This is a genomic window from Thalassospira sp. GO-4, from assembly GCF_023588965.1.
GTDB classification, from domain to species: domain Bacteria; phylum Pseudomonadota; class Alphaproteobacteria; order Rhodospirillales; family Thalassospiraceae; genus Thalassospira; species Thalassospira povalilytica.
Genome location: NZ_CP097807.1, coordinates 2,229,219 through 2,252,784 on the forward strand (window position 1 = coordinate 2,229,219; position 23,566 = coordinate 2,252,784).

Here is a 23,566-nt window from a genome sequence, read left to right on the forward strand (position 1 = left end):
AAACGGGAGAGCTTATCATGGACACCAAGATGCTGATCGGCAGCAGCCTTGAAACAGGCGTCGAAGCCGAAGAAAACATCATCAATCCCAAAACCGGCGAAACCATCATGATGCTGCCCGAAGCATCGATGGAACAGATCGACCGGGCCGTAAATGCCGCCGAACATGCATTCCAGTCATGGTCGCGCACCACACCGGCAGAACGGTCGAATTACCTTCTGAAAATTGCCGACCGGATCGAGGCCGAGGCCGAAGAATTCGTCAAACTGGAATCGCTTAATTGTGGCAAACCGATCAATGCGGTACGCGATGACGAAATCCCGGCCATTGTCGATTGCTATCGCTTCTTTGCCGGTGCTGTACGCTGCATGCAGGGATCGCTTGCCGGTGAATATATGCCCGGTCATACATCAATGATCCGCCGCGATCCGATCGGGGTTGTTGGTTCCATCGCGCCGTGGAACTATCCGATGATGATGATGGCCTGGAAACTGGCCCCCGCCATTGCCGGGGGCAACACGGTTGTTTTCAAGCCGTCTGAACAAACCCCGCTGACCGCGCTTAAGCTTGCGACCATTCTGGCCGATATCCTGCCCGAAGGCGTGGTCAACATCGTTCTGGGCCGTGGGGCCACTGTTGGCAATGCCCTGATCAACCATCCCAAGGTCGATATGGTTTCGATCACCGGCGATGTTGCGACCGGCAAAAAGGTCCTTCAGGCCGCCGCCAAATCGGTCAAGCGCACCCATCTTGAACTCGGTGGCAAGGCGCCGGTGATTGTATTTGATGACGCGGATGTCGATGCCGTCGTCGAAGGCCTTCGCGCCTTCAGCTACTATAACGCCGGACAGGATTGCACGGCGGCATGTCGCATCTATGCCGGTCCGAAAATCCATGACAAGCTGGTGGCGGATCTTTCATCGGCGGTTTCAAGCATTGCTTATGCCCGCCCCGATGATGCTGAAAACGAAATCGGCCCGCTGATTTCCGAACGTCAGCGCGACCGGGTGGCAAGCTTTGTCGCCCGGGCCTCAGAACAAAAGCACATCGAAATCACCACGGGTGGCAAACTGCATGACGGGCCGGGCTTCTTCTATCAGCCGACCGTGATTGCAGGTGCCCTGCAAAGCGATGAAATCGTCCGTCGCGAGGTCTTTGGCCCCGTGGCCTCCATCACCCGCTTTACCGATGTGGACGAGGCCGTCGCATGGGCCAATGATTCCGATTACGGTCTGGCATCGTCAATCTGGACCAAGGATATCTCGCGCGCCATGCAAACAAGTGCGCGGCTGCGTTATGGCTGTACCTGGATCAACACCCACTTCATGCTGGTCAATGAAATGCCCCATGGTGGTTTGAAACAGTCCGGCTATGGCAAGGACATGTCACATTACGCACTCGAAGATTACACCGCTGCCCGTCACATCATGATCGCGCACGGCTAACCCCAAACCCAATCATCAGACAAAAGGGCAGCCGATCCGCTGCCCTTTTTTCATTTGTATGACTTATGGGTGAAACAGCCTGGCGGCGGGATGTTCGAACGTGACCCGCCCGTCTTTCATGCCCCATACCGGGCGGCTGATTTCGGAAACCACCTGTGCGCGACTTTGGGCCGGCAGGATGATGAAGCTTGCAGCTTCGCCTACCGCAATCCGGTTGGATCGCCTCAGAAGTTTGGCCGGGGCATCAGCGATCATGGCAAAGCAGTTTTCAAGTTCGGCTTCTGTCGAAAGCTGACTGACATTGGCATAAAGGTTGGCCATGCGTGACAGTGAACAATCGCCATAAGGCGTAAACGGATTAAGCACATTGTTGGTCGCAATCGTGCAGCAAACCCCGTGCGCGGCAAGTTTATGCGCCGGGGCCACACCCCGCGGGACTGAATGTTCATGATCGCGCCCGGTCAGGAAAAGGTCGGTTGCGGGCAAGACGGTCAATCCGATCCCGGCATCACGCATAATCGCAATCGTGTCTTCAAGTTGCGGTTTGGGCAGGACCGACAGTTTGGTGACATGGCCAATCATCACCCGACCCTGCCAGCCAAAGGCAATGGATTGGCGGGCCACTTCATCAAGATGACGCCATGAACCGTCCAGATCAAAATCCAGATGGAAATCAAGATCGACATCATATTCCTGCGCCATTTCAAACAGGCGCAGGATCTGACCGTCGGGATCGGTATCCATATAGGGGCAGCCCCCCAAAAGATCCGCGCCGTTTTCAAGGGCCTCGCGCAGCAATTCCTCGGTCCCCGGATAATTCAGCAACCCTTCCTGCGGGAAGACGCAAATTTCGATATCCATCGCCCATGCGTAATCGGCCTTAAGCCGCTTGATGGCGTCAAAGCCCGCAAGCCCGATGCCCGGATCAATTTCCACATGGGTGCGAATGGCATTGGTGCCCTGGGTGATTGCCTTTTCAATCACCTTGGCCCCGCGGGCATAGACGTCATCTTCGGTAAAGCCGCTTTTGGCATTGGCAACCGCACTGATCGCACCGGCAAGTGTGCCGGTTTCATTCTTGGCACGATCGAGAATGCAGGCCTTATCAAGATGCAGGTGGCTTTCAACAAAGCCCGCCGTTACCAGTTGCCCGGCCGCATCAAAAACCGGCCCATCCCCGGTTATCGACTGAGCGATTTCAACGATCCTGCCATTTGCAATCCCAAGATCAAGAAGCGCCTTTTCGCCATGCAGACAGGCATTCTTTACCAGATAATCAAACATCTCCTACCGCCACCTTTTCTTGATTTTTATCGCCCTGTTCACTGCCGCCAAGATAGGCGGCAATCAGACGTTCATCCTGACGCAAATCCGATGCGGGGCCCTCGGCCACCACCTGTCCCTGTTCAAGGACATAGGCATAATCCGCCACCGAAAGCGCCATGGTCGCCATCTGATCGACCAGAAGGATGGTCACACCATCATCGCGAAGCTCGCCCAGAATGGCATAAAGTTCTTCGACCATCGCCGGTGCCAGACCAAGGGACGGTTCATCAAGCAACAGCGCCTTCGGCTTGGCGACCAGACCGCGCGCAATTGCCATCATTTGCTGTTCACCACCCGACAGCAACCCTGCCGGACTGTTGATGCGATCACGCAACCGCGGGAAGCGTTTCAGGATGGCTTCAAGTTCATCCGCACTGACCGGTTTGGGTTGTTTATAGGCCCCCAGTTCGATGTTTTCACGCACCGTCAATTCCGGGAAAACCTGACGCCCTTCGGGTACAAGGATCAATCCCTGTTCAACGATCTGATGCGGGGCAAGGGCATGGATATATTCGTTATTAAGAACAATCTGCCCCTTTACCGGACGCAACAGACCCGCAAGGGCTGTCAGGAAGGTCGACTTGCCCGCACCATTGGCGCCAAGCAGTGCGACCATCTCGCCCTGACGGACTTTGATATCAACCGATTGCAGAACCGGGGCCGCCCCATATCCCGCCGTCAGGCGCAGGGTTTCAATCACCGGGGAGTCCCCGGCTTCGAACGGAATGGGTCGTGGGCGCGCCTTCATCTTGCCATCGCCAAGATAGGCAGCAATGACTTGCGGGTTGCTTTGCACTGCCTGCGGGCTTCCGAAAATGATCGGGGTTCCGGCATCCACCGCCAAAATCTGATCGGAAATGCCCATGACCATTTCCATGTCATGTTCGACCAGAACAACCGCGATCCCGGCATCGGCCAGTTGGCGCAGCAGTTTGGAAAGTGCGACCTTATCGGCATGCATCAATCCGGCAGCCGGTTCATCAAGCAAAAGAACACCGGGCCTGGTCGCAAGTGACCGGGCAATTTCGACAAGACGGCGATCCACATGCGGCAAGTCACCGGCACGGGCATCGATATCGCCCTGATAACCGCAAAATGCCAAAAGTCCGGCGGCATGATTGCGGTTGTCATCTGATGCAATCGCCTTGAACGGCTTGCCAAAACGACCAACCGGAAGACCGGCAATAACGTTATCGACAACCGACATATTTTCAAAAAGCCGGGTCGCCTGATAGGTGCGCGCGATCCCGTTGCGGGCTGCAAAGTCGGTCGGTTTTCCGGCAATGTCCTGATCACCGATGCGAACCGCACCCTCGGTCGGTTTGTAAAACCCGCTGATGATGTTCAAAAGCGTGGTCTTGCCCGCCCCGTTCGGACCAATGATCGACGTCACCTGCCCCGGCTTGGCGGTGAAGGATACGGAATTGACCGCCTTCACCCCGCCAAAGGCAATCGAGATATCATCAACCACCAACCCGTCCGACTTGGCATAGGCTTTAAGCCCTGCCTCGATCTCGGCCGCCGGGGTGGCATTGACCGTGCGTTTTTTAAGCGGGATGAACCGTTCGATCACCCCGACAATACCGCGCGGCGCGATCAACAGAACGACGATCAGAAGTGCGCCAAAAATCAGCAACCGATATTCGGCAAAATCGGCCAGCATTTCGGGTAGCATCACCGAAACCGTGGCGCCGACCAGTGGCCCCAGAACCGTACCGGCCCCACCCAGAATGACCGCAAACAGATACAGGATCGATTGACTAAGCGGGAAGTTGCTGGGTGCAATAAACATCATAAGCGGCGCAAACAGCGCCCCGGCAAGACCCGCCATCGCCGCCGCAATGGCAAAGCCGGTCGCCTTGACGACAAAGGCATTATAGCCCAGCGAACTGGCCGCAATTTCGGCATCGCGCATCGATGTCATCGCCATGCCCCAGCCACTTGTCGCCAGACGACGGAATGCCAGCAACGCGACCCCGCCCAGAATAACGCACAGCATCACAAGATCGGTTTCGCTTAGCATATAGCCAAACAGTTCGGGCATCGGGAACCCCATCAAACCGTTCTGCCCACCGGTCAGGGCACGCCATTCAATCGCGCCATGTTCGACAATAAAGGCAAAGGCAATGGTCACCATGGCAAGGAACGGCCCCGCCATCCGCACCGCCGAAAGGGCCAGTAAACACCCGGCAAGCCCGGCAATCACCGATGACGCCAAAAGCGACAGCCAGAAATTCAAGCCCGCCAACGTCAGGATCGCACTGGCATAGGCCCCGATGGCAAAGAACCCGACCTGCCCCAGTGACACCAGACCAGTCAAACCATAAAGAACGTTCAGCCCCACACACAAAATCGTTGTGATCGCGACAAGACCAATGATGAACTGCGTATAGCCGCCGGTGATTGAAACACCGATCAAACCGCCAAGCACAGCAAGGATGATCGCAGCATCAAGGGCGACAGGTTTGTTCAGTTTGGGCATCGGACTTTTAAATTTCATATCGCGTTTCATCATCAGACCTTCTTGATCGCTGCACGACCAAACAGGCCGCTTGGTTTGATGGTCAGAACCGCGATCACAAGCGCGAACACGACGATGAAGGTATAAGACGATCCGAGATAGGTGGTCACAGCGGCCTCAACCAGGCCATAGATAAAGCCTGCCAACATCACGCTATAAGCCGATGTCATGCCGCCCAGAATGGCAACGGCAAAGGCCTTAAGCCCGAAAAGCGTTCCCATATCCGAATGCACCGAAAATAGCGGCGCGATCAGAAGCCCGGCACAACCGGCAAGCATCGATGAAATGGCAAAGGAACCCGTGACCATTACGGTGGTGTTAATCCCCATCAGCTTTGCGGCCTGAAGGTTTTGCACCACCGCCAAAAGCGCACGACCCTGCCGGGTATGGCGGAACAGGGCATGAAGGGCCAGGGCCACACCGATGGCCGCAATCGGGATCAGGATTTGTTGCGGATAAACGCCCGTCCCAAAGATATTCCAGGTTTCACCGACAAGGGCGGATGGCAACGTGCGCGGTTCATTGCCAAAGGTAAAAAGCACGGCGTTATCAAGCAAAATACCGCCGGCGACCGTCGCCATCAGCCAGGCTTCGGAGTTGCGAATGGCAAAGGGACGGACAAGGAAAAACTCGACCAGAATACCGCCAAGCCCGCAGCACAGAATGGCAAGCGGATAGCCGACAATGACAGGCAAGCCATATTGTTCACAGAAAACAAAGCCCAATACCGCACCCAGCATCACCATCGATCCTTGGGCGAAATTGACCTTTGAGGACACCGAATAGGTGATCTGAAAACCAAGTGCGATCAGTCCGTACATACTGCCCAGACCGATCCCGGTAATCAGGGCTGCGATTAATAATGTCATTGCCAGTCGCCTGTTTATGTCCTGCGCCAAAGCGCATCATTCAAAAAGGAATAAAGCCCTGTGCGATGCAGGGTGGGTCCGCCGCGCACAGGGGTAAAAAGTGGCTTATTTAATCGGAATGATTTCGCCTTCGACGAAATGCGCAAAGGTGTAGTCTTCCGGACCAAGCGCATCCTGATCATCCGGGGTGAACGGCTTGTCATAGGTTTTGATCATGCCTTCGACGCCCGAAATCTCGTACATCGCTTCGCGGATGGCCGGACCGTCGGTCGAACCGGCCTTTTCGATGGCCGCTGCGATCAGAAGGGTCGCGTCATAGGCATTGGCAATACCGGTCGCCGGGGTCACATCGGCAAGGGTTTTGATTTCCGGGAATTTTTCCTGAAGCTTGACGAACATCGGGCTGGTTGCATCGGTAAACAGATAGGTCTGGATGAAATGGACCTTCTCACCGGATTTGCCCGCCAGTTCGGTAAAGCGACCACCAGCCGGGCCCCAATGCGAGGAAATCGGAACATCCCAACCCATACGATCAAGCGACTTGATCACCTGTGCGGTCGGGGCAACGTTGGCAACCACGAACAGGGAGTCAGCACCATTTTCCTTAAGGCGGGTCAGCTGCGGGACAACATCGACGTCGTTTGATTCAAACTTTTCGATCCCGGCATGGGTCATGCCACGTTTTTCCAGCGCCTTGAGCAAGCCCTTCTCGTTGGACTCCCCCCACGGGTTGTTGATCAGGATCATGCCCGGCTTTTTGGCACCGTAATTTGCGATCAGATATTCGGTGATTGCTTCGTCGACATATTCATCAACGGCCGAAACGCGAAACACATAGTTTTCTTCGGCACCGTTTTTGGTGATGCCGGTACCAGCAGCCCACGGGCCGATGAACGGAATTTTCTGCTGATTGGCATACGGGACAATGGCAAAGGATACCGGCGTATCAAGACCGCCAATGATCGCAGCAACGCCTTCGCGCTGTGCCAGTTCGCGGGCCGCGACCAGACCTTTGCCCGGGTTGCTTTCATCGTCGCGCGATACAAGTTCAAGCGGCTTGCCAAGAACGCCGCCCTCGGCATTGATCTTGTCAATCGCAAGGGTAATGCCGCGCGTGATTGCTTCGCCGGATTTGGCCGACTGGCCACTCAGCGCGGCAACAAGGCCAAGCTTCACGGTGTCTTCTGCACGGGCGTTATGGATGGGCAAGGTGGCAGCGAACATCATCGCAGCAGCAGCCCCCAAAAGGGCGGCACGGCGCGTCAGTTTCGGAATAGGCGAAGAAATAGGCATGTGAGACTCCCTGATTATGTGACTTTCGTATTCCGGTCGCATTCGGTCGTCGCAGTTTCACGATACGCGCCGAACAACCACCGCACTGCAGCAAGGTCCGTGCCAAGAATCAGAATTGATAAATTTCAGATACTTACGAGAATTCAGGTCAATTAACGAAGCGCATTTGCCTCATGTATACGCAAATTGCATGCAATTATTGCATAAAATTAGTGCATGCAAATTTTCTGCCTGCGTATTATGCTGATCACAGATCAATTGCAGTGAATGAGGAATTCCAGATGACCGATCAGACTGCGGTAAATGTGCTTGATACACTGCCGCCCGAAGCCCGGACCGTGCGCGATTTTCTTGATGCATCCATGAAGCCCGACCCCGAACTGGCGGCGACTTTCATGTCTGATGATGTCGTGATCACCTTTACCGATGGTCAGAAATACGACCATCCGTCGGGCACCACGGCCTTTAATGCCGCACGCTATAAATGGGTGAAAAAGAAGTTCGGTCAGTTTGATGTCGCCAATACCAACGGCCAGACCGTGGTTTACAGCACCGGCTGGCTTTATGGCGAATGGCCCGACGGAACGCCGTTTGAAGGCAATCGTTATGTCGACCGTTTCGTGATTGAAAACGGCAAGATCGTCAAAATGGATGTCTGGAATGAAAGTGCCGAACGCATTCTGATCCGCAAAGGCATCAAGGCCTGATCCCCGATGCATATCAGGCGATGCGGCGTACCGATCCATGCTCACGTTTGCGGAACTGACCGCCTGTTCTTGCGGGCGGGCGGTTATGTCCGCGAACGTACTGTTGCATCAGGCCCCGCCGTCACGCACCTTTTTGGCATAGGGTTCAAGCGCATCCAGATACAAAAGCGGCCCGCCTTCTTCGGTCGTGAACAATGCACGGTCGGCCACGGCGGTCAGGTGATGCCGCATCAATTTGCGCGCGGTTTCCTCATCCCCGGTTTTCAGGGCTTCGATGATTTGCCGATGTTCCTGAATGCCGCAATCGGTCGAATGGGGCCTTGCATACAGCGACAGCGTCAAACCACAGCGATATCCGATTTCCTCGACATAGCGCAGCAAAACCGGGCTTCCCGAAAGCTTGGCCAGCAGGATATGGAACTCGGTCGCCAGCCGGATCGAAATCGGCTCGGACGCATGTTCGGCGGCGACTTCCTTGGCCAGATGGGCTTCGAGCTCGGCCAGAAGTTCCGGGCTCATATTCTTGATCACCCGGCTGATCACAAGGTCTTCGATCTGGGTGCGCAATTCAAACAGATCGCGCGCTTCTTCAAGGCTGGGCTTGGCGACCATGGCGCCCTTGTTGCGGCGAAGTTCAACCAGGCCTTCGGCGGCAAGTCGTTCAAGGGATTGACGAATAAGCGTGCGACTGACTCCGAAACGTTCGCCAAGGGAATCCTCGGGCAATTTCATGCCAGGCATCAAAACGCGTTCCAGGATTGCCGAACGCAATGCCGAACTGATCATGTCCGTGCGGTGTTTAACCTTGTCAGATGCCTTCATGCCTGCCCGCCACGTTTCCTGATGCATACAATAAACTGTTTGCGTTTGTATAATTGATTGCATGCAATTTCGCCACAGCTGATCCGAACGTTGCCTGATCCCGCCCCATCATTTGAAATCGCAGAAAGAAATCCGACCATGTCCGATCCTGCATCCATCCACCGCCATCGCGCCATGATCACAAGCCCAAGTACGGCAGCCAGCGAAGCCGGGGCAAAAGTCCTGCGCGATGGGGGCACCGCGATCGAGGCCGTGGTCGCAACAGCGGCAATGTTAGCGGTAACATACCCGCATTTCTGCGGCATTGGCGGGGATGCGGTCTGGATGGTGTCGGACGGATCGGGCAAGGTACAATCCTTTTTGGGCATCGGGCAGGCCGTTCAAAATCCGGGCAGCTTTGCCGATGCGGGTAAACCGATCCCCCTGCGCGGTCCGGGTTCAACCCTGACCACCGCCTGCACGGTGGATTCCTGGCAACATGCGCTGGATCATTCGGCACGTCATTGGGACGGCAAAAAGACGCTTTCCGATCTGATTGCGCCCGCCATTGATCTTGCCGAAAACGGCTTTCCGATCAGTACATCACAATGCTTCTGGCTTGATTTCCGCAAAGATGACATTGCCAACTGGCCGGGCTTTATCGATATCTTTGCCCCCAACGGCAAAATGCCGGTAGCGGGCGAGATGTTTTATCAGCCGCAACTGGCCGAAAGCCTGAAACTGATCGCGCAAAACGGCGCGCGCGATTTTTACGAAGGCACCCTATCGGATCGCATTGTTGCCGGGCTTTCCGCGGTCGGATCACCAATCACCAAGGCGGATCTTGCCAAAACCCGCACCCGCACGGTTGATGCGGTTTCCCTTGATTATGGTGATGTCACCCTGTTTGCCCCGCCTGCCCCGACGCAAGGGTTGGCAACGCTGATGACCATGGGTGTTTTGCGCGAACTGGGAACCAAAAACTGGGCCGAAGGCAATGCCGATCATTTCCATCTGGTGGTCGAGGCCATCAAGCAGGCCTTTCTAGAACGCGATCAGATCGGTGATCCCGATTTCGCCCAAACCGACTTTACCACAATGCTTGATCCCGCAAATCTGGCAGGCGCAGCCATGTCCGTTCCGACTGAAACCGCGATGGACTGGCCCCATCCGTTCCGACATGGCGATACGGTTTTCCTTGCCGCCAGGGACGCGCAGGGCAATTGCGCAAGCGTTCTGCAAAGTACGTATTTCGATTGGGGCAGCGGGGTGGTTGCCGGTGATACCGGCATTGTCTGGCAGAACCGGGGGGCGGCATTTACCACCAATCCGGACCACCCGAACTGCTTCAAACCTGGCAAACGCCCGTTCTATACGCTTAATCCCGGACTGGCCCTTAGGAACGGCAAACCGCATCTGCTGTATGGGACCCAGGGGGCGGATGGACAGCCGCAAACATTGGCGATGTTGCTGACCCGTGTTCTTGATTTCGCCCTGTCACCAGCCGACGCCCTTGCCAAGCCACGCTTCCTTCTGGGCAAGACATTTTCCGACAGCAATGACAGCCTGAAACTGGAAGTCGATGCCGGCGATGACGTGTTTGATACGCTGTCAAAGCGTGGTCACATCCTGCGCGCGATTGAAGCCCAAAGCGCGCTTGCCGGTCAGGCCGGGATCATTCGCATTGACGATGACGGCTTTGTTGACGGTGCCCATGATCCGCGCAGCGACGGCATGGCAATCGGGGTTTAAGCCCAGAACCGACAGGATTTAAGCACCCGCGTCATTAGCGCGGGCACCTGTCGGGATGAGCATTGGCAAAGGCATCAATGGCGAGACAGCTTTGTTCGATCGCCCTGATCCGCGGAAAGCGAGAAAGACTCACATTCCAGCGGCGCGCGTTGTAAAGCTGCGGGATCAGGCAGATATCGGCCATGGACGGGCGATTGCCATGGCAAAATTTGCCACCGTCCGTCTTGTTGCCATCGCCGCCTTCATCCATGCGCGTTGCCAGCATGGCCTCGAACGCGGCCAGGCCACCGCCGATATATTTCTCCATCCAGTCATGCCGGAACGTGTCCGCGTCTTCGCCACTGGCGGATGCCAAATCCATGACATGACGCACCACACCCAGATTGCAGATGGGATGAATATCCATGGCAATAACATGTGTCAGGGCGCGCACGCGTTGCCGGGCAAGGGTTTCGGATGGAAGCAATCCCTGCCCCGGCCTTGTTTCATCAAGATATTCGATGATTGATACCGACTGGGTCATCATGATCCCGTCAATCTCAAGGGCTGGCACCAGCCCCTGGGGATTGCGTTTGAGATAGTCCGGGACCTTGTGAATCCCGGCCAGAAGATCAATCGGCACCGTCCGATAGGGAATATTCATCAGCCCCAACGCAATCCGCACCCGGTAACTTGCCGATGATCGCCAGTAATCATACAGGACGACTTCGCCCATATTCGGTCCTTATGGCTTGTATTGACGAACGGCCTGATCAATCGCACCAAAGACTGACCGGCCATGATCATCAAGCATTTCAATTTTGACCCGGTCGCCAAATTGCAGGAACGGGGTTATCGCCGCACCGGTTTCAATCGTTTCGATCATGCGGATTTCAGCAATACAGGAATACCCAGCCCCACCTTGATCGACCGGCTTGCCTGGTCCGCCATCAAGTTTGTTTGATACCGTCCCTGACCCGATAACAGTGCCTGCCGCCAGCGGGCGTGTGCGTGCAGCATGGGCAATAAGCTGGGCAAAATCAAATGTCATGTCGATCCCGGCATTTGCCCGTCCAAACGGCTTGCCATTAAGATCAACAAGAAGCGGCAGATGAAGCTTCGCCCCATCCCAAGCATCACCCAGTTCATCTGGCGTTACCGCAACCGGCGAAAATGCAGAAGACGGTTTGGACTGGAAAAACCCGAACCCCTTGGCCAGTTCGCCGGGAATAAGACCGCGCAGCGATACGTCATTGACCAGCATGATCAGCCGAATGGCAGAACGGGCCTGATCAAGGCTTGCGCCCATCGGAACGTCATCGGTGATGACCGCAATCTCGCCTTCCATATCGATGCCCCAGGCGGTATCGGCCATCAGGATATCGTCGCGCGGACCAAGGAAACTGTCAGACCCGCCCTGATACATCAGCGGATCGGTCCAGAAGCTTTGCGGCATTTCGGCCCCGCGGGCCTTGCGCACCAGTTCCACGTGATTGACATAGGCCGATCCGTCCGCCCACTGATAGGCGCGCGGCAATGGGGAATGAAGGTCTGCCATATCAAGCGTGACGCGCCTGGCAATCGTGGAACCGGCTTCGATTTCATCGGAAAGTTCGCGCAAACGCGGTGCGATCACCGCCCAGTTATCAAGGGCGGCCTGAAGGGTTGGTGCTATCGCGCTGGCATCGACATAGGATTCCAGATCACGGGTTACCAGAACCAGCTGACCATCACGGGTGCCGTTTTTAAGGGATGCAAGTTTCATCTTATCGTTTTGCCTTTATTTCCGGCCTTCGGGGGTGCCATCAAATTTGCGTTCAAGCCCGGACCAGCAATCAAGATAATCATCCTGAAGGGTTTCAAGTTCGGCGGCGAATTTGGTCAATTGCTGTGGAAAGCGGGTTTCGAACATAAACGCCATGGTGCCATCAAGTTTCTGCGGGCCAAGTTCGGCATTTGATGCCTTGTCAAAGCCGAATGCATCGGGGCCATGGGCCAACATCATGTTGTGCAAACTCATGCCGCCCGGAACAAATCCCTTTTCCTTGGCATCATATTGCCCGCAAATCAGGCCCATGAATTCCGACATGATGTTGCGGTGATACCATGGCGGGCGGAATGTATGTTCGGCCACCATCCAGCGCGGCGGGAAAATCACGAAATCGACATTTGCCGTGCCTTCCTCGCCCGAGGGCGCGGTCAGAACCGTAAAGATCGACGGATCGGGATGATCAAACAGGATCGCGCCAACCGGCGAGAATGTCCGAAGATCATATTTGAACGGTGTGTAATTGCCGTGCCAGGCCACCACGTCGAGTGGCGAATGACCAATCGACGTTTCGTGAAACTGCCCACACCATTTTACCCGCACCCGACACGGGGTTTCCTTATCCTCATAGGCGGCAACGGGTGTTTTGAAATCACGCGGATTGGCCAAACAGTTCGCCCCGATCGGCCCGCGGTCGGGCAGCGTGAATTTCGCACCGTAATTTTCACAGACATAGCCGCGCGCCCCGCCATCAATCCCGGCATCAAGGATGCTGACCTTGAACATCATGCCGCGCGGGATCAGGGCGATCTCAAGCGGGCCAACATCCATGATGCCAAGTTCGGTAAATATCCGAAGCGTGCCGGATTCCGGCACGATCAGAAGTTCACCATCAGCATCAAAGAAATAGTCATCAACCATATCAGCGTTGCAGACATAGACATGGCTTGCCATGCCCGATTGCGACATCGCATCGCCCGCCGTCGTGATGGTGCGCATGCCCGAAATGAAATCGGTTGCGTCTTTTGGCATCGGCACCGGATCCCAGCGCAATTGACCAAGGGCAAGACTGTGATCATTCAGGCACGGGGCGGTTTTCCAATGCGGGTGATCAAGGACGGTAAAGCGGCCATTATGTTTGACACTGGGCCGGATGCGATACAGCCAGGACCGTTCATTGGTGCCGCGCGGCGCGGTAAAGGGCGAACCGGAAAGCTGTTCGGCATAAAGCCCATAGGCGCATTTTTGCGGGCTGTTTTGCCCCTGTGGCAGGGCACCGGGCAGGCTTTCGGTTTCGAAATCATTGCCGAAACCGGGCATATATTTCAGATCGGCTTGATCCACGGCCGGACTGGCCGGATCACGGGTCGGTTTATCAAGCATGGCGGTCAATCCAACTGCGATAACAACAAACCGTCAGGGCCGCGCAACACACGACCCTGAACTGGATATGGGGTTGGCGGACCTATTCCGCAGCATCAACTTTCAAAACGCCACGGCGGATCTGGTCTTCTTCGATGCTTTCAAACAGAGCACGGAAATTGCCCTCGCCAAAGCCTTCGTCGCCTTTGCGCTGGATAAATTCAAAGAAGATCGGTCCGATCACGGTTTTTGAGAAAATCTGAAGCAGGATCTTGGTCATGCCGCCATCAACGACCCCTTCGCCGTCGATCAGGATGCCATGCTTTTTCATCCGTTCGATCGGTTCGTCATGGCCATTCACACGGTCATGGGATTTCTCGTAATAGGTTTCCGGCGGACCGGGCATGAATTTCAGATCATTGGCCGCAAGCTTGTCGGTGGCGTCATAGATACCATCCGTACCGACCGCGATATGCTGAATGCCTTCGCCTTTGTATTTGCGAAGATATTCTTCGATCTGGCTTTTATCGTCAGTCGATTCATTCAGCGGAATGCGGATTTTGCCGCAGGGCGATGTGATCGCACGGCTGACCAGACCGGTGATTTTACCGGCAATGTCAAAGAAGTGGATTTGCTTGAACCCGAACAGATCGCGATAGAAGTCCCACCATTTATCCATATTGCCGCGATAGACGTTATGGGTCAGATGGTCGAGATAATAGAAACCGACACCTTCGGGCTTGGGATCGCGTTCGCCCAGCCAGTCAAATTCCGCGTCATAGGCCGATCCGGTATCGCCATATTTATCGATGAAATACAAAAGCGATCCGCCAATCCCGACAATCGCCGGGACATCAATGGTCTTGTCATCGTCCAGATACGGTTCCGCCCCCTTGGACACCGCATGATCAAAGGCATGTTTGGCATCAACCACACGCCATGCCATCGACGGTGCGCAGGGGCCGTGTTTTTCAACGAACGTCATCCCATGCGAGCCTGGTTCGGCATTAAGGATGTAATTGATATCGCCCTGACGCCAGACGGTGATGTTTTTGGTCTTGTGTTTGGCCACCGGGCAATAGCCCATGCGGGTAAACAGGGTTTCGAGTTTTTCGGCATCCTCATGGGCGAATTCGACAAATTCGAACCCGTCGGTTCCGGCAGGGTTATCATCACTGATGGTGGCACGGGGGGCATCATGCGGGAACGGACCCATCGGAAGTCTCCTTTGATTGAAACATTCGAATTTCTGGAACTGTTCGAATTCTTGTTATGTCCCAATCGTGCGCCAAACCGCATGCAACGTGCATGCATTTTGGGTTGATTTCCGCCATCGAATACACACATCATGCATGATTATGTAAATGGACGCGGATAACATGCAACTTGACCGACTTGACCTTAAACTGCTTGCGGAATTGCAGCGGGACGGACGCCTGACCAACAACGATCTGTCAGAACGGATCGGGCTGTCGCCGTCGCAATGTTCGCGCCGTCGTGCCCGGCTTGAAGAAGACAAGGTCATTCGCGGATATCGTGCCGATATCGACCGTCAGAAGATGGGTCTGGGGTTGCTGGTGGTGATTTCGGTGACCCTTGCCACCCATAACCGCGACAATGCCAAACGGTTTGCCCGTCTTCTGGCCGATTTGCCCGAAGTCCTTGAAGCCTTTTCCCTGACCGGGGAAATGGACTATCACCTGAAAGTCGCGACCAAAGACCTGGCTGCACTGTCGCATTTCGTCAACGAGGTGCTGCTGCCCCATGATTCCGTGCAACATGTCAAAACATCGATTGTTTTAAACGTGTTAAAGGATTTCGAAGGGCTGGCCGTCAGCCCCGATCTTTAGGATCAAAATGGCAAAGGCCGCACCTGCTGGCGCGGCCTTACCTGTCCCGAAGCCCCCCTTACAACAAAGCCTCGGCGACACCCCCCCCTATTTTTCGGAAATCAGATGGCCAGATACTGGTCACGCAATTCCGCATCATCAAGAACAGCCTGGGCGGTCCCGTCAAAGACGATTTCGCCGCTATCCATGATGATGGCGCGATCGGCAAGTTTCAGGGCCGCGATCGCATTCTGTTCAACGATGATGGTGGTGATGCCCAGTTTCTTGACGTTTTGAAGCGTCTTTTCGATTTCCTGAACAATCACCGGTGCCAGACCTTCGTACGGTTCATCAAGCAGCAATATCTTGATATCGCGTGCCAAAGCCCGCCCGATCGCCAGCATCTGCTGTTCACCACCCGAAAGCGTGATGGCTTCCTGTTCCGCCCTTTCGCCAAGGCGCGGGAACAGCTCATAGATGCGTTCGACCGACCAGCCGATCGGTTCGGCAATCTGGGCCAGCTCAAGATTTTGCTGAACCGTCATGCCCGGAATGATCCGGCGGTCTTCGGGGACAAGCTGCAATCCGAGACGGGCGGCCTGCCACGCCTTCATGGTGTGCAATGGCTGATGATCAAGCCAGATTTCCCCATGTTTGACTTCCGGGTCGGACATGCGGGCCAGCGCACGCAGGGTCGATGTTTTCCCCGCCCCGTTTCGGCCAAGAAGAGCCAGAATTTCGCCTTCGCGGATGTCAAAGGACACCCCCTGGACGATATAGCTTTCACCATAATAGGCATGCAGGTCATAGACCGAGAAAAAGGCCGGGTCCCCGCCCTGTTTGCGGACAGGTTCCTGTTTTGGCAGCGCGTTCATACTGCTTCCCCTCCGAGATAGGCTTCTTTAACTCTGGGATCATTGCGGACTTCTTCGGGCGTGCCTTCGCAAATGATCGCCCCCTGTGCCAGCACACTGATGCGATCAGCCAGACTGAAGACAACATGCATGTCATGTTCAATGATCACTTTGGTCATGCCGCGTTCCTTGATCCGTTTGAGCAGATCAATCGTGCGGTTGGTATCATGACGCGACATGCCCGCCGTCGGCTCATCAAGCAGGAACAGCTTGGGATGCTGTCCCAGACACATGGCCAGTTCGAGACGCCGTTTGTCACCGCGCGACATCGATCCCGCGACATTGTCCTTTTGCGAAATCAGCCCGACATCTTCCAGCAGATGTTCGGCATGTTCGCGGATCTCGTTTTCGGCAAACAGGCTTTTGAGGAAGCCCAGCTTGAACTCGCCATCGCGCTTGGCAAAGGCGGGAACCATCACGTTTTGCAAAAGCGAGAGTTCCGGGAAAATTTCCGGGGTCTGGAACACACGCGCCACACCAAGCTGGTTGATTTCGTGGGGCTGCTTGCCGGTCAAAACCTGATCGCCAAGCAGAACCCGCCCGCGATTGGGGGCAAGACGCCCGACAATCACGTTCAGCAAGGTCGATTTCCCGGCACCGTTCGGTCCGATAATGGCGTGAACCGTGCCTTCCTTGACCCGAAGATTGATGTCGGAAAGCGCACGCAAACCGCCAAAATTCTTGTCTACATCGGTTACATCAAGAATGTATTCAGACATTGATCAGACCTCCCCCGCCGATGCTTGTTCTTTTTCTTTGTTTTCATGTGCGCCGGATTTCGGTTCGGCCTTGTTGCGGTTGGTGACCAGTCGTGCAAGACGGCTGATCCCTTCCATGATGCCACCAGGCAGGAAGATCACGATCAGCATGAAGACCAGACCAAGGGTCAGGTGCCAGCCTTCGCCAACGAACAACCCGACCACAGCCGCAACCGGATGCGCCAGCCAGTCCGGCAGGAACGAAAAGGCATTCAGAAGCACCGTCTCGTTAAAGGCCGAAAAGATGTTTTCGAAATACTTGATGATACCCGCACCAAGCAGCGGACCGATCAGGGTGCCGACACCGCCAAGAATGGTGATCAGAACCACCTCGCCCGAGGCCGTCCACTGCATGCGTTCCGCACCGGCAAGCGGATCGGTCACCGCCAGAAGCGACCCGGCAAGCCCGGCATACATCCCCGAAATGACAAAGGCCGTCATCAGATAGGGTCGGGTATTGTACCCGGTATAGCCCATGCGGTTCTGGTTGGATTTGATCGCGCGCAGTTTAAGCCCGAAGGGCGAACGGAAAATGCGCAGATAGATAAAGAACGAAATCAGCATCAGGGCCGCACAGATATAAAAGCCCGAATAGCCGATCCCTTCGATCCCGAACAGGTTCGGGGTCGGAAGCGACGCGTCGGCTTCGATCCCGGCCATCCGGTCGAGAACGCGCGCATCACCCTGGGTCAATTGCAGACCGGTTTCACCATTGGTGATCGGGGTCAGCACCGAATAGGCCAGGTTATAGGACATCTGCGCAAAGGCCAGCGTCAGGATCGAGAAGTAAATCCCCGACCGGCGCAAGCTGACAAACCCGATGGCAAGCGCAAACAGACCCGACAGGATGGTGCCAAAGATCAAAGCCGGAATGACATTCATCGACAGCAGCTTGAACGACCAGACAGCGGTGTAGGACCCCACCCCTAGAAAGGCCGCATGCCCGAATGACAGATAACCGGTCAACCCGAACAGAATGTTATAGCCGATGGCAAAAATGCCAAAGATCATGAATTTCTGCATCAGATCGGGATAGGCCGCACCAAATGGCTGCAACCAGATCGGCATGGTCAGGACCACCACCGACAGGATCGCCATGTAAAGAAGGTCCTGCTTGGGGGAGACGATTTTTGTGTTTGTCATTTTAGCTCTCCATCACGCCCCGACGACCCATCAGACCACGCGGGCGGGTCAGCAGAATGACGACGGCAACAAGGTAAATGATGATCTGGTCAATGCCCGGGAAGATGTCTTTCACCTCGGTCATGGACGAGAAGGATTGCAGAATGCCCAGCAGGAAACCTGCAAGCACCGCACCGGGCAAGGAGCCCATACCCCCGACAACCACCACAACAAATGACAGCACAAGGAAGTCCATGCCCAGATGATAATCCGGTGGCAGGACAGGCGTGTACATCACCCCGGCAAGACCGGCGACCACCGCCGCGATGCCAAATACAATCGTAAATCGCCGTTCGATATTGATGCCAAGAAGTTCGACCGTTTCGCGGTCTGCCATGCCCGCACGCACCACCATCCCATAGGTGGTAAAATGCAGGAACGAAAAGACAAGCCCGATGGTCAGAAGCGAGAAGGCCAGATAAATCAGACGCCACCACGGATAGACAACCGACTCACCCAATCCGAAAACCGCGCCGATTGCCGCAGAACCCGCCACAATATCAGGGGCACCTTGCGGGATCGGGTTGGCCCCGAAGAAGGATTTGACCAGTTCCTGCAACACAATGGCCAGACCAAAGGTCACAAGGATCTGTTCGGCGTGCGGACGCTTGTAGAAATACCGGATCAGACTGCGTTCCATCACAATACCGATCAACAGCATCACGGGTATCGCCAGTATGATCGAAAGCGGCACGGACCAGTCAATGATCGCCTTGCCGGTTTCACCGAACCAGACTTCGAGATAAGGGGTTTCCTTATAGGCATCAAAGAAGGTCACGGACTCATCCTTGACCCGCACAGACAGGGTCAGGATTTTTTCGAGCGTAACAGCACAAAAGGCGCCCATCATGAAAATGGCGCCATGGGCAAAGTTCACCACGCCAAGCGTGCCGAACACCAAAGTCAGGCCAAGTGCAATCAGCGCATAGGCCCCGCCCTTGTCCAGACCGTTGAGAATTTGAAGAAATATAGCGTCCATCAGTTATCCGCCGCGTATTCGTAAAGGACTTAATGAAAAGACCGTTGGGACATCTTGAGGGGCAAAATGGGCCGACCACTGGGAAATGGCCGGCCCTGCTTGCATCACTTGGGCTGTATCAGACCTGATACGGGCCAAGCTCCCCACCGAACATGTCGGCCGGATACTCAACCTGCGAACGCGGTACCTGTTTGACGACTTCAAGAAGGTCAAAGTTGGACTGCGGTTCCTGTTTACCACGCACCACAAGAACATCCTTGAAGCACTGGTGATCTTCCGCACGGTACAGGGTCGGGCCATTGCCCGCGCCATCGAACTCGAACCCTTCGAGCTGCTTGATGACTTCCCAGGGTGCGAACGTACCGGCCATTTCACAGGCGTTTGCATAAAGCAGCGTCTGGACATAGCAGGTGTGTGCAGCCTGGGACGGCGGGAAGCCGTATTCCTGACCGAAGGATTTGACAAAGGCCTGCGAACCCGGATCGGTCAGCGACCAGTGCCAGTTGGTGGTCCCCAGAATGCCCTTGGCAGCATCACCGGCACCCTGTGCCATCAGGCGCGAATACAGCGGAACAACGATTTCGAAGTTCTTGCCATTGACCTGTTTGTCACGCAGACCGAACTGAACCGCCTGGGTCAGGGAGTTGACCATGTCCTTGCCATAGTGGTTCAGGATCAGCACATCCGCACCCGAATTCAGAACCGGCGTGATATACTGCGAGAAGTCACCCGCACCAACCGGGGTCCGGACGGTGTTGACGGTTTCCCAACCGATATTCTCGGTCGCGGCCTTGATCGATTCTTCCTGGGTCCAGCCCCAGGTATAATCCGCCGTCAGGTGATAGGCGCGGCGATCGGTGCCATATTCATCCTTGAGCACCGGCGCAATTGCCTGACCGGACATATAAGCGTTGAAGAAGTGGCGGAAGCCATAACGCTTTCTGTCCTTGCCCGTGGTGTCGTTGGAGTGGGTAAGACCCGCCATGAAGATGACGCCCATTTCCTGGCAAAGACCCTGAACGGCAATCGCAACACCCGATGACGAACCACCGGTAACCATTGCGACATTGTCTTTTTCGATCATGCGCTTGGCAGATGCACGTGCGGCATCGGACTTGGTCTGGGTATCGCCGGTCACGAACTCGACCTTCTTGCCGAGAATACCGTTTCCTTTGAGTTCAAGCGGCTTGATGGTGTTGAGCATGCCGCCGTCACCTTCACCATTCAGGTGCTTGACCGCAAGCTGATAGGCACGCAATTCGTCAGCGCCTTCGTCGGCATACGGACCGGTCTGCGGTACGTTGAAGCCGAGTTTCACACTGCCTGAACTACCCGGATCGCCACGGAAAGTCTGGGCGTGGGCATTCTTGATGAAATGCATCGGGAACGTGCCACCGATCAGCGCCGCACCGGTCGTCGCAGCTGTCCCCTTCAGGATCGTACGACGAGTTACATTTCGGGTATTTTTAGTCTCCGACATGGTTTTCCTCCCCAATGTCTTGGGATCTGTTTCAGAGAAATCTGAGGTCTGTTTTCTGGTTGGTTTTTTTCACGACCTGTCAAAACAATGGCCACGTTCTGAAAATGAATCAACACTGAGTTGATATATAACGATTTTTTTGTAAATATATTGGCGAGAGAGATGAAAATTTGTAAATTTTGTCAAGATTGAGGTCGCCACATGTCCCGCCAGGCCCCCATCGGACACCGCATTCGCGGCCGCCGCAAAGATATCGGCATGACGCAAAATGCCCTGGCAAAAGCCGCCGGGATTTCGCCGAGCTATCTGAACCTGATTGAACATAACCGCCGGTCGATCGGCGGCGGGTTGCTGATGCGGATCGCAGCCGTTCTGGACATCCATCCCCACACCTTGTCGGGATCAGAAGAAGGCCGACTGCTTGCAGATCTGAGCGAAGCCGCATCCGATCCGGTTTTTTACAACACCCCGATCGAAAGCCGCGAATTCCCCGCGATGATTGCAGCAGCACCGGGAATGATCAGCGCGTTTCTTGCCCTGTACCGTGCCTATCGCAGCGGCCTTGACGAGGTCGACGCCCTGTCCGAACGCCTGAGCCACGATCCGTTCCTGACCGAGGCCAGCCATTCGATCCTGACGCGCATCACATCGATCCGCACAGTTGCCGAGATTTTTGATGATTATGACAACCTGTCACCGCAACAGCGCGCCCGGTTCAACGCGACACTGGTCAAGGAATCCCATCGGCTGGCGGAATCCGCGACCGAAATTTTCAACTTTCTTGAACGCGGAAATGCCGGGCGCCCGGCCAACAACCCGGCCGAAGAAGTCGATGATCTGCTTTATGACAATGCCAACTACTTTCCCGCCCTCGAAGACAGTGCCGCCAGGCTGCGCCCCGAGATCGATCCCGATGGCGGGCTTTATCTGACCGATCTGATCAATTACCTTGAAAGTGCGCATAATATCCGGGTCGAACGCCTGCCATCCGAAGACTTCGCCACCAACGGATATCACTGGGACACAGAACAAAAAACGCTGCGCATTTCGCGCGCGCTTCCGATCACATCGGCGCGGTTTCAGGCCGCCCGCACCATCTGCAAACTTGAAGCTGGCGACACGGTCAATGCGGTTCTTGCCACCGCCAATATCAGCAGCGATGCCGGACGCATGCGCGCCTATGAGGCGTTGATATCCTATTGCGCGGCGGCACTTATCCTGCCCTATGATGCGTTTCTGGCCGATGCGCACGACCTGCGCCACGATATCGAATTGCTTCAGCAACGCTATGCGGCAAGCTGGGAGCAAATCTGTCACCGGTTGACCACATTGCGTCGCCCCGGTGCAGAAGGTGTGCCTTTTCACCTGATCCGCACCGACATTGCCGGCAATATTTCCAAACGGTTTTCGGCATCCGGTCTGCAATTGCCGCGATATGGCGGCGCCTGCCCGCGATGGGCCGTGCATGAGGCATATCTGGCGCCGGAACGGGTAATTTCGCAATTCGTGCGCCTGCCTGACAACAGCGAATATCTGTTTGTGGCCCGGGCCTTGCGCACCGGGGCTGGTGGCTATGGCACGCCGCAATCGGTTCATTCGGTCATGATCGGCTGCGACACGGCATTTGCCAATGAGGTGATCTATGCCGATGCCTTGCCGCTTGAACGTCCGGAATCCGCCGTTCCGGTCGGCATTGCCTGTCGCCAGTGCCCGCGTGAAGATTGCGCACAGCGCGCCTATGAAATGTCTGACACCGCCGATGGCCGGTCCAGTCGGGCGTAATGGCGCGCACGGTCGGAACCGCGGGTTGTTTTCACCGGCATTTTCCCGGCTGGCAACCGCACAAACCCGCCAGATTTGCCCCCACCCAAAGTAGCATTATAATTCCTTAAATTAACAGATAGGATTACCATCATAAGAATCAGAAAAATCGGGGAGAATGTCCTTGAATGAGAGACCAAAGGTCCTGATTGCTGAAGATGAGGAAACCATTGTCGAATCCCTAAGCTTTCTTATGGAAAAGGAAGGCTATGACGTGCGCGTGGCCACCGATGGTCAGACCGCGATTTCCATGATCGCCCGCGATGCGCCAGACATGGTTTTGCTTGATGTCATGATGCCCGGCTGTGACGGGTTCGAAGTCGTGCGCGCGGTGCGCAGCGATGCCAATACCAAACTGATCCCGATCATGATGCTGACGGCCAAGACCCGCGAAGTCGATCGACGCAAGGGGCTGGAACTTGGCGTTGACGATTTTGTCACCAAGCCGTTTTCGACCCGCGATGTGGTGTCGCGGGTGCGCGCCCTGCTTGAACGGGCAGATAACTGAAAACACCGCAAAAAGACCGTTTTCCGACCGACAATCAGGAGACATTCCTATCACGCCACCCCGCAGACTGACAGAACGTGCGCTTGCCCTGATGCTGGTCGCCCTGTTTCTCTGGATACCGCCACTTGTCGGGATGTTTTCCCTTGATGGCATGGTATTCGGGGTGCCGATCCTGTTTGTCTATTTCTTTGCCGGCTGGGGAATTCTGATCATATTTTGCGCGCTGTTGACGCGGGCCTTGCGCAACGCGGCACAATCCGAGGGGCGATAAA

21 protein-coding genes are annotated in these 23,566 nt (G+C 55.5%); 7 read left to right on the forward strand and 14 right to left on the reverse strand.

Annotation, left to right across the window (positions count from 1 at the left end; translation table 11 throughout):
- Positions 1–17 precede the first annotated feature (17 nt).
- The gene (locus M9H61_RS10355; protein WP_068516963.1) at positions 18–1,445 is read left to right on the forward strand and encodes a gamma-aminobutyraldehyde dehydrogenase; all 1,428 of its coding nucleotides are present in this window, start codon (positions 18–20) and stop codon (positions 1,443–1,445) included.
- 63 nt (positions 1,446–1,508) lie between these two features.
- On the opposite strand, the gene M9H61_RS10360 is transcribed toward M9H61_RS10355, so the two are convergent.
- The 4 genes from M9H61_RS10360 to M9H61_RS10375 all read right to left on the reverse strand — a co-directional run bounded on the left by M9H61_RS10360 (position 1,509) and on the right by M9H61_RS10375 (position 7,454).
- Entirely contained in the window at positions 1,509–2,729 is a 1,221-nt protein-coding gene (locus M9H61_RS10360; RefSeq protein WP_250284954.1) for an amidohydrolase family protein, read from the reverse strand.
- Complete coding sequence (locus M9H61_RS10365; RefSeq protein ID WP_250284956.1) at positions 2,722–5,271, reverse strand: branched-chain amino acid ABC transporter ATP-binding protein/permease; 2,550 nt, start codon at positions 5,269–5,271, stop codon at positions 2,722–2,724. The genes M9H61_RS10360 and M9H61_RS10365 overlap by 8 nt, the downstream gene beginning before the upstream one ends.
- Before the next feature lie 14 nt (positions 5,272–5,285).
- The gene (locus M9H61_RS10370; RefSeq protein WP_250284957.1) at positions 5,286–6,161 is read right to left on the reverse strand and encodes a branched-chain amino acid ABC transporter permease; all 876 of its coding nucleotides are present in this window, start codon (positions 6,159–6,161) and stop codon (positions 5,286–5,288) included.
- Positions 6,162–6,266: 105 nt separating this feature from the next.
- Positions 6,267–7,454 (reverse strand): ABC transporter substrate-binding protein, encoded by a 1,188-nt coding sequence (locus M9H61_RS10375; protein ID WP_170310213.1) that lies wholly within the window; start codon positions 7,452–7,454, stop codon positions 6,267–6,269.
- A gap of 281 nt (positions 7,455–7,735) precedes the next feature.
- On the opposite strand from M9H61_RS10375, the gene M9H61_RS10380 reads away from it, so the two are divergent.
- A complete protein-coding gene (locus M9H61_RS10380; RefSeq protein WP_114113039.1) occupies positions 7,736–8,161 on the forward strand; it encodes a nuclear transport factor 2 family protein in 426 nt (141 codons plus the stop codon).
- Positions 8,162–8,269: 108 nt separating this feature from the next.
- Here M9H61_RS10380 and M9H61_RS10385 read toward each other — a convergent pair whose 3' ends face one another.
- A complete protein-coding gene (locus tag M9H61_RS10385) occupies positions 8,270–8,983 on the reverse strand; it encodes a GntR family transcriptional regulator (protein WP_101247119.1) in 714 nt (237 codons plus the stop codon).
- Positions 8,984–9,121: 138 nt separating this feature from the next.
- On the opposite strand from M9H61_RS10385, the gene M9H61_RS10390 reads away from it, so the two are divergent.
- Entirely contained in the window at positions 9,122–10,714 is a 1,593-nt protein-coding gene (locus M9H61_RS10390) for a gamma-glutamyltransferase family protein (RefSeq protein WP_250284960.1), read from the forward strand.
- A 34-nt stretch (positions 10,715–10,748) separates the two neighbouring features.
- Here M9H61_RS10390 and maiA read toward each other — a convergent pair whose 3' ends face one another.
- The 4 genes from maiA to hppD form a co-directional block, all read right to left on the reverse strand.
- Complete coding sequence (maiA, locus tag M9H61_RS10395) at positions 10,749–11,429, reverse strand: maleylacetoacetate isomerase (protein WP_250284963.1); 681 nt, start codon at positions 11,427–11,429, stop codon at positions 10,749–10,751.
- A gap of 9 nt (positions 11,430–11,438) precedes the next feature.
- A complete protein-coding gene (locus M9H61_RS10400) occupies positions 11,439–12,458 on the reverse strand; it encodes a fumarylacetoacetate hydrolase family protein (RefSeq protein WP_250284964.1) in 1,020 nt (339 codons plus the stop codon).
- A gap of 15 nt (positions 12,459–12,473) precedes the next feature.
- Positions 12,474–13,844: a homogentisate 1,2-dioxygenase gene (gene hmgA / locus M9H61_RS10405; RefSeq protein WP_250284972.1), complete on the reverse strand. Its 1,371-nt coding sequence runs from the start codon at positions 13,842–13,844 to the stop codon at positions 12,474–12,476.
- 82 nt (positions 13,845–13,926) lie between these two features.
- The gene (gene hppD, locus M9H61_RS10410; protein ID WP_250284973.1) at positions 13,927–15,039 is read right to left on the reverse strand and encodes a 4-hydroxyphenylpyruvate dioxygenase; all 1,113 of its coding nucleotides are present in this window, start codon (positions 15,037–15,039) and stop codon (positions 13,927–13,929) included.
- A 148-nt stretch (positions 15,040–15,187) separates the two neighbouring features.
- Here hppD and M9H61_RS10415 point away from each other — a divergent pair, with 148 nt between their 5' ends.
- Positions 15,188–15,673, forward strand: a complete 486-nt coding sequence (locus M9H61_RS10415; RefSeq protein WP_250284975.1) for an Lrp/AsnC family transcriptional regulator — start codon at positions 15,188–15,190, stop codon at positions 15,671–15,673.
- 101 nt (positions 15,674–15,774) lie between these two features.
- On the opposite strand, the gene M9H61_RS10420 is transcribed toward M9H61_RS10415, so the two are convergent.
- From M9H61_RS10420 to M9H61_RS10440, 5 genes are all read right to left on the reverse strand, one after another.
- Entirely contained in the window at positions 15,775–16,527 is a 753-nt protein-coding gene (locus tag M9H61_RS10420; RefSeq protein WP_068516972.1) for an ABC transporter ATP-binding protein, read from the reverse strand.
- Positions 16,524–17,285 (reverse strand): ABC transporter ATP-binding protein, encoded by a 762-nt coding sequence (locus M9H61_RS10425; protein ID WP_101247124.1) that lies wholly within the window; start codon positions 17,283–17,285, stop codon positions 16,524–16,526. Before M9H61_RS10425 ends, M9H61_RS10420 begins: the two co-directional genes overlap by 4 nt.
- A 3-nt stretch (positions 17,286–17,288) precedes the next feature.
- Complete coding sequence (locus tag M9H61_RS10430) at positions 17,289–18,467, reverse strand: branched-chain amino acid ABC transporter permease (protein WP_068516974.1); 1,179 nt, start codon at positions 18,465–18,467, stop codon at positions 17,289–17,291.
- Position 18,468: 1 nt separating this feature from the next.
- A complete protein-coding gene (locus M9H61_RS10435; protein ID WP_068516975.1) occupies positions 18,469–19,485 on the reverse strand; it encodes a branched-chain amino acid ABC transporter permease in 1,017 nt (338 codons plus the stop codon).
- Positions 19,486–19,603: 118 nt separating this feature from the next.
- The gene (locus M9H61_RS10440) at positions 19,604–20,965 is read right to left on the reverse strand and encodes an ABC transporter substrate-binding protein (RefSeq protein WP_114113046.1); all 1,362 of its coding nucleotides are present in this window, start codon (positions 20,963–20,965) and stop codon (positions 19,604–19,606) included.
- Positions 20,966–21,166: 201 nt separating this feature from the next.
- Between M9H61_RS10440 and M9H61_RS10445 the strand changes: the two genes are divergently transcribed.
- The 3 genes from M9H61_RS10445 (at position 21,167) to M9H61_RS10455 (ending at position 23,565) form a co-directional block, all read left to right on the forward strand.
- Complete coding sequence (locus M9H61_RS10445) at positions 21,167–22,747, forward strand: helix-turn-helix domain-containing protein (RefSeq protein ID WP_068516976.1); 1,581 nt, start codon at positions 21,167–21,169, stop codon at positions 22,745–22,747.
- A 163-nt stretch (positions 22,748–22,910) separates the two neighbouring features.
- On the forward strand, positions 22,911–23,294 hold the full coding sequence (locus tag M9H61_RS10450; protein ID WP_369813515.1) for a response regulator transcription factor: 384 nt from the start codon (positions 22,911–22,913) through the stop codon (positions 23,292–23,294).
- Positions 23,295–23,385: 91 nt separating this feature from the next.
- Positions 23,386–23,565: a hypothetical protein gene (locus M9H61_RS10455; protein WP_250284977.1), complete on the forward strand. Its 180-nt coding sequence runs from the start codon at positions 23,386–23,388 to the stop codon at positions 23,563–23,565.
- The last annotated feature ends 1 nt before the right edge of the window (position 23,566 follow it).

Coding starts and splice junctions, on each gene's coding strand:
- maiA (WP_250284963.1), bottom strand. CDS start 11,429: ATGGGCGAAGTCGTCCTGTATGATTACTGGCGATCATCGGCAAGTTAC.
- M9H61_RS10400 (WP_250284964.1), bottom strand. CDS start 12,458: ATGAAACTTGCATCCCTTAAAAACGGCACCCGTGATGGTCAGCTGGTT.
- hmgA (WP_250284972.1), bottom strand. CDS start 13,844: ATGCTTGATAAACCGACCCGTGATCCGGCCAGTCCGGCCGTGGATCAA.
- hppD (WP_250284973.1), bottom strand. CDS start 15,039: ATGGGTCCGTTCCCGCATGATGCCCCCCGTGCCACCATCAGTGATGAT.
- M9H61_RS10455 (WP_250284977.1), top strand. CDS start 23,386: ATGCTGGTCGCCCTGTTTCTCTGGATACCGCCACTTGTCGGGATGTTT.
- M9H61_RS10415 (WP_250284975.1), top strand. CDS start 15,188: ATGGACGCGGATAACATGCAACTTGACCGACTTGACCTTAAACTGCTT.
- M9H61_RS10360 (WP_250284954.1), bottom strand. CDS start 2,729: ATGTTTGATTATCTGGTAAAGAATGCCTGTCTGCATGGCGAAAAGGCG.
- M9H61_RS10355 (WP_068516963.1), top strand. CDS start 18: ATGGACACCAAGATGCTGATCGGCAGCAGCCTTGAAACAGGCGTCGAA.
- M9H61_RS10420 (WP_068516972.1), bottom strand. CDS start 16,527: ATGAACGCGCTGCCAAAACAGGAACCTGTCCGCAAACAGGGCGGGGAC.
- M9H61_RS10365 (WP_250284956.1), bottom strand. CDS start 5,271: ATGAAATTTAAAAGTCCGATGCCCAAACTGAACAAACCTGTCGCCCTT.
- M9H61_RS10430 (WP_068516974.1), bottom strand. CDS start 18,467: ATGACAAACACAAAAATCGTCTCCCCCAAGCAGGACCTTCTTTACATG.
- M9H61_RS10385 (WP_101247119.1), bottom strand. CDS start 8,983: ATGAAGGCATCTGACAAGGTTAAACACCGCACGGACATGATCAGTTCG.
- M9H61_RS10445 (WP_068516976.1), top strand. CDS start 21,167: ATGTCCCGCCAGGCCCCCATCGGACACCGCATTCGCGGCCGCCGCAAA.
- M9H61_RS10440 (WP_114113046.1), bottom strand. CDS start 20,965: ATGTCGGAGACTAAAAATACCCGAAATGTAACTCGTCGTACGATCCTG.
- M9H61_RS10380 (WP_114113039.1), top strand. CDS start 7,736: ATGACCGATCAGACTGCGGTAAATGTGCTTGATACACTGCCGCCCGAA.
- M9H61_RS10375 (WP_170310213.1), bottom strand. CDS start 7,454: ATGCCTATTTCTTCGCCTATTCCGAAACTGACGCGCCGTGCCGCCCTT.
- M9H61_RS10370 (WP_250284957.1), bottom strand. CDS start 6,161: ATGACATTATTAATCGCAGCCCTGATTACCGGGATCGGTCTGGGCAGT.
- M9H61_RS10425 (WP_101247124.1), bottom strand. CDS start 17,285: ATGTCTGAATACATTCTTGATGTAACCGATGTAGACAAGAATTTTGGC.
- M9H61_RS10435 (WP_068516975.1), bottom strand. CDS start 19,485: ATGGACGCTATATTTCTTCAAATTCTCAACGGTCTGGACAAGGGCGGG.
- M9H61_RS10390 (WP_250284960.1), top strand. CDS start 9,122: ATGTCCGATCCTGCATCCATCCACCGCCATCGCGCCATGATCACAAGC.